At 60.1% G+C, this 14134-nt stretch carries 14 protein-coding genes; 7 read left to right on the forward strand and 7 right to left on the reverse strand.

What is annotated here, in order from left to right:
- The first annotated feature begins 13 nt into the window (after window positions 1–13).
- Window positions 14–2305, forward strand: a complete 2292-nt coding sequence (bglX, locus tag ACTWLJ_RS00345; protein WP_445179462.1) for a beta-glucosidase BglX — start codon at window positions 14–16, stop codon at window positions 2303–2305.
- Between the two features lie 113 nt (window positions 2306–2418).
- On the opposite strand, the gene ACTWLJ_RS00350 is transcribed toward bglX, so the two are convergent.
- The 5 genes from ACTWLJ_RS00350 to ACTWLJ_RS00370 form a co-directional block, all read right to left on the reverse strand.
- Entirely contained in the window at window positions 2419–3576 is a 1158-nt protein-coding gene (locus ACTWLJ_RS00350; RefSeq protein WP_445179463.1) for a phospholipase D-like domain-containing protein, read from the reverse strand.
- A gap of 1 nt (window position 3577) precedes the next feature.
- Window positions 3578–4168, reverse strand: coding sequence for a YceI family protein (locus ACTWLJ_RS00355; RefSeq protein WP_445179464.1), 591 nt, complete (start codon window positions 4166–4168; stop codon window positions 3578–3580).
- A 114-nt stretch (window positions 4169–4282) separates the two neighbouring features.
- Window positions 4283–4588: an amidase gene (locus tag ACTWLJ_RS00360; RefSeq protein WP_445179465.1), complete on the reverse strand. Its 306-nt coding sequence runs from the start codon at window positions 4586–4588 to the stop codon at window positions 4283–4285.
- A complete protein-coding gene (locus ACTWLJ_RS00365) occupies window positions 4585–5664 on the reverse strand; it encodes a serine hydrolase domain-containing protein (RefSeq protein WP_445179466.1) in 1080 nt (359 codons plus the stop codon). Before ACTWLJ_RS00365 ends, ACTWLJ_RS00360 begins: the two co-directional genes overlap by 4 nt.
- Window positions 5665–5845: 181 nt before the next feature.
- Window positions 5846–6724, reverse strand: coding sequence for an acyl-CoA dehydrogenase (locus tag ACTWLJ_RS00370; protein ID WP_445179467.1), 879 nt, complete (start codon window positions 6722–6724; stop codon window positions 5846–5848).
- A 153-nt stretch (window positions 6725–6877) separates the two neighbouring features.
- Here ACTWLJ_RS00370 and olsB point away from each other — a divergent pair, with 153 nt between their 5' ends.
- Complete coding sequence (olsB, locus tag ACTWLJ_RS00375; RefSeq protein ID WP_401215787.1) at window positions 6878–7633, forward strand: L-ornithine N(alpha)-acyltransferase; 756 nt, start codon at window positions 6878–6880, stop codon at window positions 7631–7633.
- On the forward strand, window positions 7633–8427 hold the full coding sequence (locus tag ACTWLJ_RS00380) for a lysophospholipid acyltransferase family protein (protein ID WP_445179468.1): 795 nt from the start codon (window positions 7633–7635) through the stop codon (window positions 8425–8427). Before olsB ends, ACTWLJ_RS00380 begins: the two co-directional genes overlap by 1 nt.
- A gap of 106 nt (window positions 8428–8533) precedes the next feature.
- Here ACTWLJ_RS00380 and ACTWLJ_RS00385 read toward each other — a convergent pair whose 3' ends face one another.
- Window positions 8534–9112: an acyl carrier protein phosphodiesterase gene (locus tag ACTWLJ_RS00385; protein WP_445179469.1), complete on the reverse strand. Its 579-nt coding sequence runs from the start codon at window positions 9110–9112 to the stop codon at window positions 8534–8536.
- Window positions 9113–9282: 170 nt separating this feature from the next.
- On the opposite strand from ACTWLJ_RS00385, the gene ACTWLJ_RS00390 reads away from it, so the two are divergent.
- Genes ACTWLJ_RS00390 through ACTWLJ_RS00400 form a run of 3 tightly spaced genes read left to right on the forward strand, consistent with a single transcriptional unit; the run spans window position 9283 to window position 11867 of the window.
- Window positions 9283–9585 (forward strand): ArsR/SmtB family transcription factor, encoded by a 303-nt coding sequence (locus ACTWLJ_RS00390; RefSeq protein WP_401215792.1) that lies wholly within the window; start codon window positions 9283–9285, stop codon window positions 9583–9585.
- 34 nt (window positions 9586–9619) lie between these two features.
- Window positions 9620–10786: an MFS transporter gene (locus tag ACTWLJ_RS00395; RefSeq protein ID WP_445179470.1), complete on the forward strand. Its 1167-nt coding sequence runs from the start codon at window positions 9620–9622 to the stop codon at window positions 10784–10786.
- Window positions 10787–10817: 31 nt separating this feature from the next.
- A complete protein-coding gene (locus tag ACTWLJ_RS00400; protein ID WP_445179471.1) occupies window positions 10818–11867 on the forward strand; it encodes an alkene reductase in 1050 nt (349 codons plus the stop codon).
- A 207-nt stretch (window positions 11868–12074) separates the two neighbouring features.
- Here the strand turns inward: ACTWLJ_RS00400 and emhR are convergent, their stop codons facing one another.
- Window positions 12075–12707 (reverse strand): efflux system transcriptional repressor EmhR, encoded by a 633-nt coding sequence (gene emhR, locus ACTWLJ_RS00405; protein WP_445179472.1) that lies wholly within the window; start codon window positions 12705–12707, stop codon window positions 12075–12077.
- 267 nt (window positions 12708–12974) lie between these two features.
- Here emhR and emhA point away from each other — a divergent pair, with 267 nt between their 5' ends.
- Window positions 12975–14132: an efflux RND transporter periplasmic adaptor subunit EmhA gene (gene emhA / locus ACTWLJ_RS00410; protein ID WP_445179473.1), complete on the forward strand. Its 1158-nt coding sequence runs from the start codon at window positions 12975–12977 to the stop codon at window positions 14130–14132.
- Window positions 14133–14134 lie beyond the last annotated feature (2 nt).

The following is a 14134-nucleotide window of genomic DNA, read 5'->3' on the forward strand; positions in this document are numbered from 1 at the left end:
GAGAAAAATATTCATGAAGAAGCTGTGTTTGCTGGGTCTGTTCGTCAGCCTGGCCAGTCATCAAGTATTGGCCGCCACGACCCCGGCACCCCTGGAAAACAAGGACGCGTTCATCAGTAACCTGATGAAGCAAATGACCCTCGACGAGAAGATCGGCCAGTTGCGCCTGATCAGCATCGGCCCGGAAATGCCCCGCGAGCTGATCCGCAAAGAGATCGCTGCCGGCAATATCGGCGGCACGTTCAACTCGATCACTCGCCCGGAAAACCGTCCGATGCAGGACGCAGCGATGCGCAGCCGGCTGAAGATCCCGATGTTTTTCGCGTACGACGTGATCCACGGTCACCGTACGATTTTCCCGATTCCGCTGGCCCTGGCGTCGAGCTGGGACATGGACGCCATCGGCAAGTCCGGGCGCGTCGCTGCCAAAGAAGCCGCCGCCGACAGCCTCGACATCACCTTCGCGCCAATGGTCGATATCTCCCGCGACCCGCGCTGGGGCCGCAGCTCCGAAGGTTTCGGTGAAGACACCTACCTGACTTCGCGCATTGCCGGTGTCATGGTTCGCGCCTATCAGGGCGCCACGCCGAGCGCCGCCGACAGCATCATGGCCAGCGTCAAACACTTCGCCCTGTACGGCGCAGTCGAGGGCGGTCGCGACTACAACGTCGTCGACATGAGCCCGGTGAAGATGTACCAGGACTACCTGCCACCGTACCGCGCTGCGATTGATGCCGGTGCCGGTGGCGTGATGGTCGCGCTGAACTCGATCAACGGCATTCCGGCCACCGCCAACACCTGGCTGATGAACGATCTGCTGCGCAAGGACTGGGGCTTCAAAGGCCTGGCGGTCAGCGACCACGGCGCGATCTTCGAACTGATCAAGCACGGCGTGGCCCGCGACGGGCGTGAAGCGGCGAAGCTGGCGATCAAGGCCGGCATCGACATGAGCATGAACGACACCCTGTACGGAAAAGAGCTGCCGGGGCTGCTGAAGTCCGGCGAGATCGAACAGAAAGACATCGATAACGCCGTGCGCGAAGTGCTCGCCGCCAAGTACGACATGGGCCTGTTCAAAGACCCTTACCTGCGCATCGGCAAGGCTGAAGATGATCCGGTCGACACTTACGCCGACAGCCGTTTGCACCGAGCCGAAGCCCGTGACGTTGCCCGTCGCAGCCAGGTGTTGCTGAAGAATCAGAACGAAACACTGCCGCTGAAGAAAACCGCGAAAATCGCGCTGGTCGGCCCGCTGGCCAAGGCGCCAATCGACATGATGGGTAGCTGGGCGGCGGCTGGTAAACCAGCGCAGTCGGTGACCCTGTTCGACGGTATGAGCAACGTTATCGGCGATAAATCGAACCTCATCTACGCCCGTGGCTCCAACATCACCAGCGACAAGAAAGTTCTCGATTACCTGAACTTCCTAAACTTCGATGCGCCGGAAGTGGTTGATGATCCACGTCCGGCCAACGTGCTGATCGACGAAGCGGTGAAAGCCGCCAAGGATGCCGACATCGTCGTTGCAGCCGTCGGCGAATCCCGTGGCATGTCCCACGAGTCGTCGAGCCGTACCGACCTGAACATCCCGGAAAACCAGCGTGCGCTGATCCGTGCGCTGAAAGCCACCGGCAAGCCGTTGGTGCTGGTCTTGATGAACGGCCGTCCGCTGACGATTCTCGAAGAGAAAGACTCGGCTGACGCGATTCTGGAAACCTGGTTCAGCGGCACCGAAGGTGGCAACGCCATCGCTGACGTGCTGTTCGGCGACTACAACCCGTCGGGCAAACTGCCGGTGACTTTCCCGCGCTCCGTGGGCCAGATTCCGACCTACTACAACCACCTGAGCATTGGCCGGCCGTTCACGCCGGGCAAACCGGGCAACTACACCTCGCAGTATTTCGATGACACCACCGGCCCGCTGTTCCCGTTCGGTTATGGCTTGAGCTACACCGATTTCAGCCTGAGCGATATGGCACTGTCGTCGACCACGCTGAACACCACCGGCAAACTCGACGCCAGCGTCATGGTGAAGAACACCGGCAAACGTGACGGCGAAACCGTGGTGCAGTTGTACATCCAGGACGTCACCGGCTCGATGATTCGCCCGGTCAAGGAGCTGAAGAACTTCCAGAAGATCATGCTCAAGGCCGGCGAACAGAAAGTCGTGCACTTCACCATCACCGAGGATGACCTGAAGTTCTTCAACGCCCAGCTCAAATACGCGGCAGAGCCAGGCAAGTTCAACGTGCAGATCGGCCTGGATTCGCAGGACGTGACGCAGCAGAGCTTCGAACTGCTGTAACCCCCTGTAGGAGTGAGCCTGCTCGCGATAGCGGTCATTCAGCCAAATCAATGCTGACTGACACACCGCTATCGCGAGCAGGCTCACTCCTACAATGATTTCAGGTGTGGCTGCTAGCCGCGTCTATCGAGAATGTTGACCACCAGCCGATCCACCCAACCCCAAATCCTCTGCTTCACCCGCCGCCACAACGGCCGCCGCTGCCATTCCTCCAGACTGACCTGCTGACTCAGGCCGAAGTCGCGCTCGAAACTCCCCGCCACCGCCGCCGTCAGTTGCGGATCAAGCGCCTCCAGATTAGCCTCAAGATTGAAGCGCAGATTCCAGTGATCGAAGTTGCATGAACCGATGCTCACCCATTCGTCCACCAGCACCATTTTCAGGTGCAGGAAGCACGGCTGGTATTCAAATATTTTTACGCCAGCCTTGAGCAGTCGCGGGTAATAGCGGTGCCCGGCGTAGCGCACCGACGGGTGATCGGTGCGCGGCCCGGTCAGCAGCAAGCGCACATCGACACCACGGGCGGCGGCTTTGCGCAGAGAACGGCGGATCTTCCAGGTCGGCAGGAAATACGGTGTGGCCATCCAGATACGCTTCTGCCCGCTGTTCAATGCGCGGAACAGCGATTGCAGAATGTCGCGGTGCTGACGGGCGTCGGCATACGCCACACGGCCCATGCCCTCGCCCTTTTCCGGCACCCGTGGCAAACGCGGCAAGCCGAAATGCGCGGCCGGTCGCCAGGCACGACGATAGCGGTTGGCGATCCACTGACGGTCGAACAGCAATTGCCAGTCGATCACCAACGGGCCGCTGATCTCGACCATCACTTCGTGCCATTCGCTCGTGTCGTGGCCCGGAGTCCAGAATTCGTCAGTAACGCCGGTACCACCGACCACGGCCAGGCACTGATCGACCAGCAGCAACTTGCGATGATCGCGGTAGAAGTTGCGCACCCAGCGCCGCCAGTTCAGGCGATTGTAGAAACGCAACTCGACCCCGGCGTGGATCAGCCGCTGGCGCAGGTTCAGGGTGAATGCGAGGCTGCCGAAATCGTCGAACAGGCAGCGCACGCGTACGCCACGTTCGGCGGCTTGCACCAGCGCCTGAACCATCGCTTCGGCACAGGCGCCGGCCTCGACCAGATACAACTCCAGTTCGATCTGTTCCTTGGCTTTAGCGATGTGCTCAAGCATTCGCGGAAAGAATTGCGGGCCGTCGATCAGCAACTCGAAACGGTTGCCGTCACGCCAAGGGAACACCGCGCCGCGCATGTCAGCGCGCCGTGAAAATCAGCACCGCACCCACCGGTACCGACAGACTGATGGCCGACAGGCCGGCCATTTTGCGCAGGCTTTCGAGGCCCGGCGTCAGATCAAAATCCTCGGCGTTGATCACCAGCGGCTCCAGCGTCACCACTTGAAAGCGTCGATCATCCAGACGCGTGGCGAGCAGTTCGGCCGGGTATTGGTGTTGCTTGCCGTGCAGGTTGACGGTCAGCGGCAGGCGTAATTCCAGCTGTGCGCCGGGGGCCAGATCATTGATCGGGCGCAGATCGATTTGCGTGGTGATGGTCGCGTCCGGGAATTGCTCGATCTGGAACAGCTCCTTGCGCATACGCTCGTCACGCAGCGGAATGCCGCTGTTGATCGAATCCAGTTCGACTTCGACTTCGGCCTTGCCATCGGGATCGACTTTGCCGTGCAGCACCAGAAAGCGCTGCACTTCGGAAACATTGGCGTTTTTGGTGCTGACGAACGACAGCCGCGACGACTCGCCGTCCAGATACCAATTGGCCTGAGCCGGCAATGCGGCGGCGGTCAGCAGCACGCTGGCGAGGGTTTTATAGAGGGAACGGTTGAACATTGAAAACCCGTGGGGCCGATAAACCTGCACGAACCTTAACTGCCTGCCGGGTTATTGCAAACCTCAAGAGCAAAAGATCACTGCCTGCCCTCTCACAGCGAGCATTTATGCACATCAGGGATTGAGACGGCAGCCTTGGTGTTCGCTCCGCCATTGCGCGCTGTTGCTGCGGCCCATGCCGCTGACAGTGATGGTCTTGCTGATCGGGTCATCGTTGAAGGTGCTGGTCGGCAGCCACTGTTTCACGTAGCCGCGACAGTATTCGGCGTCGTTGTTCATCACATAACGGCACGAACAATATTCCTTCGCCGTGTACGCGCTGATGATGTCCGGGAAGGCCCACAAGTTTTCGCGTTCGAGCCAGCCCCAACCGAGCAGCACGATCAGCAGCACCAGCAAAATTCGTTTGAGCAACTTCATGGCCGCACCGCCGCAAGCACACGCTTGAGCAGTTCGTTGTGACGGTAGCTGCCGTCACGATCATCGCCATAGCGCACGATCACCAGTTTTTCACTGGGGATCACGTACAAGGCCTGCCCCCAATGACCGAGCGCGGCGAAGGTGTCGGGCGGTGCATCCGGCCAGGGTGAGGCGGCACCGTCCGCCGGGCGATTGAGCCACCATTGGCCGCCCGGCACGGCTTCGTCCTGATGGGCCTTGTAACCGGCGAAGGGTGTGCGATTGAACGCGAGCCAATCCTTGGGCAGCAATTGCCGCTCGCCCCAGCGTCCGTCGCGCATCATCAACAGCCCGACTCGCGCCAGATCCCTCGCCGTGAGGTAGGCATAGGACGAGGCGACGAGTGTGCCGCTGGCGTCGGTTTCCCACACGGCGCGGCGGATGCCTAATGGTTCGAACAGCGCGGTCCACGGATAGTCCGGATAGCGCTGCGGGCCAACGATAGTCTTCAGCGCCGCCGCCAGCAGATTGCTGTCGCCACTGGAATATCGAAAGGCTTGCCCGGGCGCGGCGTAGGCTGGGTGATCGGCGGTGAACGCGGCCATGTCGCGATGACCACGGGTGTAGAGCATCGCCACCACCGAAGACTTCAGCGGGGCGTATTCGTAGTCTTCCTGCCAGTCCAGACCCGAGGCCCAGTGCAACAGATCGGCGATGGTGATTGCGGGATGTTTTTCCAGCGCCGGATAAAACTTCTGCGCTGGATCATCCAGTTTGAACAGGCCTTCGCCGTAGGCAACGCCAAACACCGTGGCCATCAGACTCTTGCTGATCGACCAGGTCAGGTGCGGCGTTTGAGCCGTGGTCGGGCCGGCGTAGTGTTCGTAGATGAGTTGGCCGTCGCGGATCACCAGCAGGGCGTCAGTGCGAATGCCTTGGCGGGTGCTGTCGTCGCGGGGTGGGAAGGCGTAGGCCTCCAGAGTCTGGACTGCGGGGTCGCTGATTTGCGGGCCAGTCGGCCATTGTTCGATGGGCCACTGCTCGGCATGGGCCGTGAGGCTGATCAATAGCAGAAACAGGGACAGGCCTTTGAACATGTTGAGGGCTCTTGGGGAGAACCTGCTGAGACTATTCTGTATTGATGACAGATTTGAGGTTTCTGCTGTTCTTGCAACCGCCATCGCGGGCAAGCCCGCTCCCACAGGTTCCGCAGTTGTTCACAAATTTTGTGTGCACTGAAGAACCCTGTGGGAGCGGGCTTGCCCGCGATAGGGCCCGTCAATTCAACGCCATAGCCTTGGCCAAGCGCTTGGCTCTGGCTCCTGCGGCCATTTGCATGACGGCCTGGTCGCGCTGCCACATCGCCGCCCACTCGGGATTGCCTGCGGCCAAGGCTTGATCGACTTCAGGCTTCAGCCCGTCAAACTGCGCAAACAACCCGCCCAACAACACATGCCCCGCCTGATTGTTCGGCGCCTGCCGACTGACCTCCGCACACCCGGCCAACAGCGCTAGTAAACGAAGTTGCAGGGCCTGCGGCCAGTCGCTGTCCTGAGCAACGCCGTACAACCACGCGGTCATTGCGCTCAGCACATACAAATCTTCCAGACTGCGAAACGGCTTCACATAGGCATCCCAACCGTCGCCCGCGAGCAATTCGCACAGTGCATCGTCGAGGTGCAGCCGACCGTGACTGACATCCGGCATCAACGGCAACGCCGGCAGTTTCTCCACACGCACGCCGGGTTCGCCGGGATAGACCACCGCCAGACTCAGGCGCGGCGTTTCGCCGGGGGCCTCACTGCGTGCCGCGATCAGTAGCCAATCCGCCGCATCGCCAGCGGTGACGAAATCCTTGCGTCCACTCAAGCGCAAATCCGTGAGCCGGGTCTGCATGTCTGCCGGGCGCAAGCTGCGCTGTTCGGTCGCACATAACGCGCCGAGACTCAGCGGCGCACTTGGCCACAGCATCCGCAACGCCGCTTGATAACCCACCAAAAACGCCAGCCCCGGGGTCGCCATTCGCCGCCCACCAGCCACCGCCAATTCGAACGGCGTGACGCTGCCCAGTTGATGCAGCAGCGTGGCAAATCCCTCCGCCAGATCAGCAACGGCGGGCAATCGTTCACGGCTTTCGAGCAGGGTTGGCCAGGGCATAAGAGGCTCCTTGTGGGCTGTCATATAAGCATCACCAAACTTTCATGGCGATGACACCGGGGCTACATAGCCTGACTTTGCACAACACAGCGGCATAAAGAAAGTCGATCGGCTGTAACCCACGACGGGTTAAAGGCCCGTACGGAGATTCAAATGACTCAGATCGCCCGCATCAGCGACACCGGCAATGAACGCCGTCTGCAAGCCGAACGCCTGATCGGCGCCGAGGCCTTGCAGCAAGCCCAGGCCCTGCGCTTCAACGTGTTCAGCGGCGAGTTCAACGCCAAGCTGAAGGGCGCGGAACTGGGTCTGGACATGGATGATTATGATGTTCACTGCAGCCACATCGGCGTGCGTGACTTGAACACCGGCCGCCTGGTGGCGACCACTCGCCTGCTCGATCACACCGCCGCCAGCAGCCTTGGCAAGTTCTACAGCGAAGAAGAGTTCAGTCTGCACGGCCTCGCGCATCTGCAAGGGCCGATTCTGGAAATTGGCCGCACCTGTGTTGACCCGGCGTACCGCAACGGCGGCACCATCGCGGTGTTATGGGGCGAGCTGGCCGAAGTGTTGAATCAGGGCGGTTACAGCTACTTGATGGGTTGCGCGAGCATTCCGATGCAGGACGGCGGCGTGCAAGCGCACGCGATCATGCAACGTCTGCGCGAACGTTATCTGTGCACCGAACACCTGCGCGCCGAACCGAAAAAACCGCTGCCGTCGCTGGATATTCCGTCGAACGTGATCGCCGAAATGCCACCGCTGCTCAAGGCTTACATGCGTTTGGGCGCAAAGATCTGCGGCGAGCCGTGCTGGGACGAAGACTTCCAGGTTGCCGACGTATTCATCCTGCTCAAGCGCGACGAACTCTGCCCGCGTTACGCCAAACACTTCAAGGCGGCAATGTAATGAGCCGGTTGCGGGTGTACGCGCGAATTGCGCGAGTGCTGATAGTGGTGGCGCTGGGCTTGAGCATGGCCAGCCTCTTCGGGGTTTTCGAACGCTTGGGCCTGGCGCATTCGATGCAGCGCCGCCAGCGCTGGTCGCGTTTTTTCATGGCGCGTTTGAGCAACGCCCTGCCCTTTCGCGTAACGGTTCACGGTGAACTGCCGAAGCAGCCAATGCTGTGGGTCAGCAACCATGTGTCGTGGACCGACATTCCGTTGCTCGGCATGCTCACGCCGCTGTCGTTTCTGTCCAAGGCCGAAGTGCGCACCTGGCCGGTGGCCGGCTGGTTGGCGGCGAAGGCTGGCAGTCTGTTTATCCGCCGTGGATCGGGTGACAGCCAGTTGATCCGCAAACAGATGACCCGTCATCTGCAAACCGATCATCCACTGCTGATGTTCCCGGAAGGCACTACTACTGATGGCCGTTCGCTGCGTACCTTTCACGGGCGTTTGCTGTCGGCGGCGATTGATTCAGAGGTGCAACTGCAACCAGTGGCGATCCGTTATCTGCGTGAGGGTGAAATCGATACCCTGGCACCGTTTATTGGCGATGACGATTTGCTGTCGCACCTGATGCGGCTGTTCAGCAATGATCGGGGTGATGTGGAAATTCATCTGCTCAAGCCGATTGCCTGCGAAGGCCGGGAGCGTGCGGCGTTGGCGTTCGACGCGCAGCAGGCGGTGCAGAAGGCGTTGTTTGGCGAGATTGCGAAACCTGCGGAACCACGTCGCACAGGCGAATTGATCGCAGCCTGAATACCGGTCCCGTGTAGGAGTGAGCCTGCTCGCGATAGCGGACTGTCAGTTGATACTGATTTGACTGATCCACCGCTATCGCGAGCAGGCTCACTCCTACAGGGGTTCAGGGTGTTGACTGATGCTGGGCAAAGTCTTGAAGTTGTGGATAGAACAACCGGAAGTCGTCACTCAACGGTTCATACAACCGCCGCAATTCCTGCATCGCCCCCGCCAGCTCTTCAGGCCGGCTCAGGCGCCGGGAGATCCCGCGCAGCACCTGATCCAGCACTTCAAATTCCTGATACGAGCCCAGCCAGTCATTGGCGACCATGTGCGGGGCGATTTTCGCCAGACGCTCGGGCAACTCGCGTTCGCTGGACAGCACCCGATACACATCCGAGGTGAACTGCGCCAGCGGCCCTTCGGCATACAGTTGCCAGTCTCGCGCCAGACAATGATCAAAAAATACGTCGAGAACGATCCCGGCATAACGTCGACGCGTATCGGTAAACCGCTCGAGCGCGACGAGCACCAGCGGATGACGGTCAGTGAACACGTCGATGCGTCGGTGCAGTTGAATCGCCGCCTCGATCTCCGGCGCAAACTGCCCTTGCAACCGCCCTTTGACGAAATCGCCATACAGGCTGCCGAGTAATTGACCGGGGCGCTGGCCACCGAGGTGCAAATGTGCGAGATAGTTCATGGGCGCAGCTTAGCACTGCGCGCCTTCATCGTTGCACTCCATATATCGTTATAACCCGATATACCGATTTACACGGTCATCAGATCAAAATCATATTGGTATATCGCGAAGTACCGATTTAAAGTTCGCCTCATCGCGATATAGCGTTTTACACACCCGAGCACCCTGCCATGAACCTCGACCTCGACGAAATAATAAAAGCCCTGGCGCACCCAGTACGGCGAGACATCCTCAACTGGCTGAAAGACCCGAAAGCCCAGTTCCCGGAACAACTGCACAACCACGAATACGGCATCTGTGCCGGACAGATCGATCAGCGCTGCGGCCTGTCGCAATCGACCGTTTCCGCACACTTGGCGACCCTGCAACGGGCGGGACTGATCAGCAGCCAGAAGGCCGGTCAATGGCACTTTTTCAAACGTAACGAGGACGTGATTCAAGCGTTCCTCAGCACCCTCAGTAAAGAGCTCTGACCCTTAACGTCGGCCAGCCCACAAGGAATCAACGATGCCCCTCTCGCTACTCATTCTGGCCCTCAGCGCCTTCGCCATCGGTACCACCGAGTTTGTCATCATGGGCCTGCTGCCCGATGTGGCGGCCGATCTCGGTGTGTCGATTCCCGGAGCCGGCTGGCTGGTGACCGGCTACGCGCTGGGCGTGGCCATCGGTGCGCCGTTCATGGCACTGGCCACCGCCAGGTTGCCGCGCAAGGCCGCACTGGTGGCGTTGATGGGCATCTTTATTGTCGGCAACCTGCTCTGCGCGATTGCCAGTGACTACAACGTGCTGATGTTTGCACGCGTCGTGACCGCGCTGTGCCACGGCGCGTTCTTCGGCATCGGTTCGGTGGTAGCGGCAGGTCTGGTTGCACCGAACAAGCGCGCTTCGGCTGTCGCACTGATGTTCACCGGTCTGACTTTGGCCAACGTCCTCGGCGTGCCGCTGGGTACGGCGTTGGGTCAGGAAGCCGGCTGGCGCTCGACCTTCTGGGCCGTGACAGTGATTGGTGTGATTGCGCTGATCGGCCTGATCCGCTTTCTGCCAGCCAAACGTGACGAAGAAAAACTCGACATGCGCGCCGAACTGGCCGCCCTCAAGGGTGCCGGGATCTGGCTGTCGCTGAGCATGACCGCACTGTTCGCCGCCTCGATGTTCACTCTCTTCACTTATGTTGCGCCATTGCTTGGCGACGTCACCGGGGTTTCGCCAAAAGGCGTGACCTGGACGTTGCTGTTGATCGGCCTGGGCCTGACCGTCGGCAACATCATCGGCGGCAAACTGGCGGACAAACGCCTCGGCGCCACGCTGATCGGCGTGTTCGTGTCCATGGCGGTGATTTCCACCGTGTTGAGCTGGACCAGCGTCGCGCTGATCCCGACTGAAATCACCCTGTTCCTCTGGGCCACCGCGTCGTTCGCTGCCGTACCGGCACTGCAAATCAACGTAGTGACCTTCGGCAAAGCGGCGCCGAACCTGGTTTCGACCCTGAACATCGGCGCGTTCAACGTCGGTAACGCCCTCGGCGCCTGGGTCGGCGGCAGCGTCATCGCCCACGGCTTCGGCCTGACCAGCGTGCCTCTCGCGGCCGCTGTACTGGCGGTGCTCGCGCTGTTGGTCACGCTGATCACTTTCCGTCAGAGCGGCAATGCCGAGCTGGCCACTGCTACCCGTTGATTCATTAATTACCTCACGAGGGTTGTATCTCATGGCAACAATTTTCGATCCGATCAAACTGGGCGACCTTGAGCTGTCCAACCGCATCATCATGGCGCCGCTGACCCGCTGCCGCGCCGACGAAGGTCGCGTGCCGAACGCACTGATGGCCGAATATTACGTACAGCGCGCGTCCGCTGGCCTGATCCTCAGCGAAGCCACTTCGGTAACGCCGATGGGCGTTGGTTACCCGGACACCCCGGGCATCTGGTCCAACGATCAGGTTCGTGGCTGGAGCAACGTGACCAAGGCAGTCCACGCTGCTGGCGGCAAGATCGTTCTGCAACTGTGGCACGTCGGTCGTATTTCCCACGAGTCGTACCTGAATGGCGAAACCCCGGTCGCACCAAGCGCTCTGCAGCCGAAAGGTCACGTCAGCCTGGTTCGCCCTTTGGCCGACTTCCCGACGCCGCGCGCACTGGAAACCGCTGAAATCGCCGACATCGTCGACGCTTACCGCACCGGTGCCGAGAACGCCAAGGCTGCCGGTTTCGACGGCGTGGAAATCCACGGCGCCAACGGTTACCTGCTCGACCAGTTCCTGCAAAGCAGCACCAACCAGCGCTCCGACAACTACGGTGGCTCGCTGGAAAACCGTGCGCGCCTGCTGCTCGAAGTGACCGATGCCGCCATCGAAGTCTGGGGCGCCGGCCGCGTCGGTGTGCACCTGGCACCGCGTGCCGACTCGCATGACATGGGTGACGACAACCTCGCCGAGACTTTCACCTACGTCGCGCGTGAACTGGGCAAACGCGGCATCGCCTTCATCTGCTCCCGTGAAAAAGAAGGCGCCGACAGCCTTGGCCCACAACTGAAAGAAGCCTTCGGCGGCCCGTACATCGCCAACGAACGCTTCACCAAGGACAGCGCCAATGCGTGGCTGGCCAGCGGCAAGGCTGACGCTGTCGCGTTCGGCGTGCCGTTCATTGCCAACCCGGATCTGCCGGCACGTTTGAAGGCTGACGCGCCGCTCAACGACGCTCGTCCAGAGCTGTTCTACGGTAAAGGCCCGGTCGGCTACATCGACTACCCGACGCTGTAAGCCACAGCGCAGAAACGCAAAAGCCCCCGACTTGTGAGAGTCGGGGGCTTTTTATTGGGTCTGCAATGGTCGCGTAGCTAACATTCGTTCACACGGAAGACACAAAATCCCTACAAAATACGTAGTTCGCTATGTATAAACTGCGCGCCGCAAACCTATATAAAGGCAGGCCAATTGACATAAGCTGTGCCGACTGCGAATTTTGTTTCATTTGCGCAGGCTGGGGCTCCAGCGCAGCATGTCCAGTCCTGTATCGACCCAACGCTCGGCCTCGGCATGCAGCTCAAAGCTGTCCGGCGCCAGAAGCCAGCCATACAGGAGGCCATCGATATAAGCATGAATGCTGATGGCCGCACGGGCAGTGTCGAGATCTTCCGGCAACTGGCCGCGATTCACCGCATTACGCAGGGTCAGACCGATGCGCAGGTTGCAATCGAGACTGGCCTCCCGGCGCTGCTGGCGCAAATCGCACATTTCATCGGTGAATTCGCACTTATGAAACAGAATTTCGTTGATGCGGCGGGTCTTCGGGTCCAGCGCAACTTGATGAAACAAATGAATCAGCAGTTTGCGCATGCAACCCAGCGGGTCGAGTTCGTCCTCGCTTTCACTGGCTTTGGCCAATTCATCCAGTGGTTCCTTCAGCGAATCGAGCATGGCCTGCACCAGGTCGGCCTTGTTGCTGAAATGCCAATAGATGGCACCACGCGTGACACCGGCCAGGGTCGCGATATCCGCCAGCGTGGTGCGGGCAACGCCCCTTTCATAAAAGGCTTTCTCGGCAGCTTCCAGAATCTGGCTTCGGGTTTCCTGAGCTTCCTCTTTGGTGCGACGGACCATGGCAGTAAAACCTCAAACAGGATGTTTCAGGGATGGCTGAATATCCGCTGAATAAATATGGGGGTGATCTCTCGCGAATCGACTCCCCGGCCTACAATTTCAAACCTTGCGACGACTTTTGTAACAGGGTGGGTACGACGCCAAGGTGTTTACAAACAACCATGAACGTAAGTATATTCCTTAGCAAGCTACTTATCCACCCGGCCCGATTTTTTTACCCTTCCACACTTCTTGTGCGCAATGTGCGCGCCTGACCCGAGGATTTTCATGCAATTCAAGCCAGCTGTTACCGCTCTGGTCACTGCCGTCGCCTTGGCATCGCTGCTCAGCGGATGCAAAAAGGAAGAAGCGGCACCGGCCCCTCCGCCCCCTCAGGTCGGTGTTGTCACCCTGCAACCACAAGCCTTTACCCTGACCTCGGAACTGCCGGGGCGCACCAGTGCGTTCCGCATTGCCGAAGTTCGACCACAGGTCAACGGCATCATTCTCAAGCGTCTGTTCAAGGAAGGCGGCGACGTAAAATCCGGCCAGCAGCTGTATCAGATCGATCCGTCGGTCTATGAAGCGACCCTGAAAAGCGCCGAAGCCAACCTGCGTTCGACCAAGTCGATCTCCGACCGCTACAAGCAACTGGTCGATGAGCAGGCTGTGAGCCGTCAGGAATACGACACCGCCGTGTCCAACCGCATGGAATCCGAAGCCTCGTTGCAGAGCGCGCAGATCAATGTTCGTTACACCAAGGTTTACGCGCCGATCTCCGGGCGTATCGGTCGCTCTTCGGTCACCGAAGGTGCACTGGTCAGCAATGGCCAGACCGACGCCATGGCGGTGATCCAGCAACTCGACCCGATCTACGTTGACGTGACCCAGTCGTCGGTAGAACTGCTGGAACTGCGCCGCGAACTGGAAAGCGGTCGTCTGCAAAAGGCTGGCGACAACTCGGCAGCGGTCAAGCTGACCCTTGAAGACGGTAGCCAGTACAAACTCGACGGTAAGCTGGAATTCTCCGAAGTGACGGTAGATCCGACCACCGGTTCCGTAACCCTGCGTGCAGTGTTCCCGAACCCGGATCACACCCTGCTGCCAGGCATGTTCGTCCGCGCCCAGTTGCAGGCCGGTGTCAACGCCGCCGCCATTCTGGCACCGCAGCAAGGCGTGACCCGCGACCTCAAAGGCACCCCGACCGCTCTGGTCGTCGGCGCAGACAACAAGGTCGAGTTGCGTCAGCTCAAGGCCAGCCGCACTGTCGGCAGCCAGTGGCTGATCGAAGACGGCCTGAAAGCCGGCGATCGTCTGATCACCGAAGGGCTGCAATACGTTCGTCCGGGCGTCCAGGTGAACCCGACCGAAGCCACCAACGTAGCGACAAAGAACCCGGCCCCCGCTCAGGCAGCTGATAAAGCCGCCGGCGGCAAAGGGGAGTAACC

It is taken from the genome of Pseudomonas sp. McL0111 (assembly GCF_052567255.1).

What these genes read in the sequence shown, in the direction of transcription:
- bglX (WP_445179462.1), top strand. Translation starts at nt 14, where the DNA reads ATGAAGAAGCTGTGTTTGCTGGGTCTGTTCGTCAGCCTGGCCAGTCAT.
- ACTWLJ_RS00350 (WP_445179463.1), bottom strand. Translation starts at nt 3,576, where the DNA reads ATGCGCGGCGCGGTGTTCCCTTGGCGTGACGGCAACCGTTTCGAGTTG.
- ACTWLJ_RS00355 (WP_445179464.1), bottom strand. Translation starts at nt 4,168, where the DNA reads ATGTTCAACCGTTCCCTCTATAAAACCCTCGCCAGCGTGCTGCTGACC.
- ACTWLJ_RS00360 (WP_445179465.1), bottom strand. Translation starts at nt 4,588, where the DNA reads ATGAAGTTGCTCAAACGAATTTTGCTGGTGCTGCTGATCGTGCTGCTC.
- ACTWLJ_RS00365 (WP_445179466.1), bottom strand. Translation starts at nt 5,664, where the DNA reads ATGTTCAAAGGCCTGTCCCTGTTTCTGCTATTGATCAGCCTCACGGCC.
- ACTWLJ_RS00370 (WP_445179467.1), bottom strand. Translation starts at nt 6,724, where the DNA reads ATGCCCTGGCCAACCCTGCTCGAAAGCCGTGAACGATTGCCCGCCGTT.
- olsB (WP_401215787.1), top strand. Translation starts at nt 6,878, where the DNA reads ATGACTCAGATCGCCCGCATCAGCGACACCGGCAATGAACGCCGTCTG.
- ACTWLJ_RS00380 (WP_445179468.1), top strand. Translation starts at nt 7,633, where the DNA reads ATGAGCCGGTTGCGGGTGTACGCGCGAATTGCGCGAGTGCTGATAGTG.
- ACTWLJ_RS00385 (WP_445179469.1), bottom strand. Translation starts at nt 9,112, where the DNA reads ATGAACTATCTCGCACATTTGCACCTCGGTGGCCAGCGCCCCGGTCAA.
- ACTWLJ_RS00390 (WP_401215792.1), top strand. Translation starts at nt 9,283, where the DNA reads ATGAACCTCGACCTCGACGAAATAATAAAAGCCCTGGCGCACCCAGTA.
- ACTWLJ_RS00395 (WP_445179470.1), top strand. Translation starts at nt 9,620, where the DNA reads ATGCCCCTCTCGCTACTCATTCTGGCCCTCAGCGCCTTCGCCATCGGT.
- ACTWLJ_RS00400 (WP_445179471.1), top strand. Translation starts at nt 10,818, where the DNA reads ATGGCAACAATTTTCGATCCGATCAAACTGGGCGACCTTGAGCTGTCC.
- emhR (WP_445179472.1), bottom strand. Translation starts at nt 12,707, where the DNA reads ATGGTCCGTCGCACCAAAGAGGAAGCTCAGGAAACCCGAAGCCAGATT.
- emhA (WP_445179473.1), top strand. Translation starts at nt 12,975, where the DNA reads ATGCAATTCAAGCCAGCTGTTACCGCTCTGGTCACTGCCGTCGCCTTG.